This window comes from Candidatus Palibaumannia cicadellinicola, from assembly GCF_002855795.1.
Lineage (GTDB): Bacteria > Pseudomonadota > Gammaproteobacteria > Enterobacterales > Enterobacteriaceae > Baumannia > Baumannia cicadellinicola_C.
Genome location: NZ_NJPO01000176.1, coordinates 1 through 1,877, shown reverse-complemented (window position 1 = coordinate 1,877; position 1,877 = coordinate 1). Strand labels below are relative to the sequence as shown.

The 1,877-nt window shown below is 39.2% G+C and carries 1 protein-coding gene; it reads right to left on the bottom strand.

Going from position 1 to position 1,877, the window contains the following annotated elements:
• Positions 1-89: 89 nt before the first annotated feature.
• Positions 90-1,751 (bottom strand): Na+/H+ antiporter, encoded by a 1,662-nt coding sequence (locus CEX73_RS03215; protein WP_101627140.1) that lies wholly within the window; start codon positions 1,749-1,751, stop codon positions 90-92.
• Positions 1,752-1,877 lie beyond the last annotated feature (126 nt).

Genomic DNA, 1,877 nt, shown 5'->3' with positions numbered 1-1,877 from the left:
AGTAGTTAAGTTAAAAATAATAACTGGAGATGGGTGTTAGATAATATCTATATAGCACTTTTAATAAATACTAAAGATTTAATCTAAAATTATTCATGCTTTTTTTCTATTAATAATGCTTCTAACAAATCCAGATCGCGTAATAGTTTAATTAAAATATCATTACTTATTTTTTGTTGCGTACATAAATGATAATATTCGCAACGCTCAGCACGCAGGGCGTTCAGCCACATACTACGCTCCCAATGGTTCATAAGTATTGCACTTTCCGCATCAGCATGACCATCGATTCTACGACGTAAATGACTAATGACTCTGACACTAACCTCATTAACTATTTGTTTTTCGAAATTATATTCTTGACTGTTAGCTAACTGAAATTCAATTTGCCGTATGCTTTCGATAGCTACTTCCGCAGCTATCATACGTGCTATTTGCTCTTCCTTATGGAATAAGACAGTATCAGTATCAGATACGGCGATGCCACGTAGTAGCAGCGGCAAAATAATAACACAGCAAATAAGAGATAATAAAATGACTCCTGTCGCAATAAAAACTAGCTGATAACGAGATGGAAACGCCGTACCATCACTAAGCTGTAGCGGTATTGATAGTACTCCAGCTAAGGTAATGGCCCCCCGCACCCCGGCAAATGATGCTATTAAAATTTCTTGTGTACTGTATTCACAGAATACCATAGGTCGCTTTTTCATGAAGCGTAGACTAATACGTTTCATCAGCCATAGCCAACTAAAACGTAACAACATCAACGCAACATAAAGAAAAACAACATCGGTGAAAAGCATCCAGGTTTGAATAGTAGGATCTAACTTAGCCTGATTAATTGAAGTAGCAAGTATATCCGGCAATTGCAGGCCCAGCATGATAAAAACAATACCATTGAAGATAAATTCAAGCATAGACCATACACTATTACCACGTAGTCGCAGCGCCAACGGCGCATTGCTACTAGTCATACCATATTGTCCAATAGTCATACCAGAAGCTACAGCTGCTAAGATTCCAGATACTCCTACATGTTCTGCAATCAAATAAGCAACGAATGGTAGCAATAGTAGCAAGACAGTCTGGGTTGCTGAGTCATCGCAGCTCCAGCGTATGATAAGTCGTAGTAATTTGCTGTAACCCCAGGTGACGCTTACACCAACCAGTAAGCCGCCTGCTGCTACTTTAATAAATTCTAGTGATACCCCCCCTACAGTGAACGCCATCGTTCCCATAGCAACAGCAATAGCAAATTTTAGTAATACTAAACCAGAAGCATCATTCATTAACGCTTCGCCCTGCAAAATATTCATTAGTGTTTTCGGAATACGCCCTTCTTTAACGATACCAGATAACGCCACCGCATCAGTTGGCGAAAGCACTGCTGCTAATGCAAGCGCTGCAACCAGCGACATTCCAGGTACTATCCAGTAGATGAAATAGCCAATGCCTACTACGGTAATAATAACTAACACCAGCGCTAATGATACTATTTCTCCACAGTGGCGTAGAAAGTCACGGGCTGGCATTTTCCAACCGTCAGAAAATAATAAGGGGGGAATAAAAAGTACTAGGAATAGTTCAGGATTAAAATCAACATGTAAACCAAATTTAGGCCAGGCAAGTAGCGCACCCAAAACAATTTGCATTAATGGTAGTGGTATTTGAAACGGCAGGATATGAATCACTACCCCGGACAAGGAAACGATCAAAGTAAGAATTAAAATCGTAAAAAAGATTTCCATGTTTTCCTTAGTATCATAGTATCAAGCTTTTTAGGCCATCGACAAAATATACGTGGAAACATTTCCCGCGGACAGATACTCTGATAATAGATCGAAATATTTTTCCAGCCGTTAAAAACGGTTATC

Bases quoted from the DNA above. Each gene is read 5' to 3' on its own strand.
- CEX73_RS03215 (WP_101627140.1), bottom strand. From the start codon at position 1,751: ATGGAAATCTTTTTTACGATTTTAATTCTTACTTTGATCGTTTCCTTG.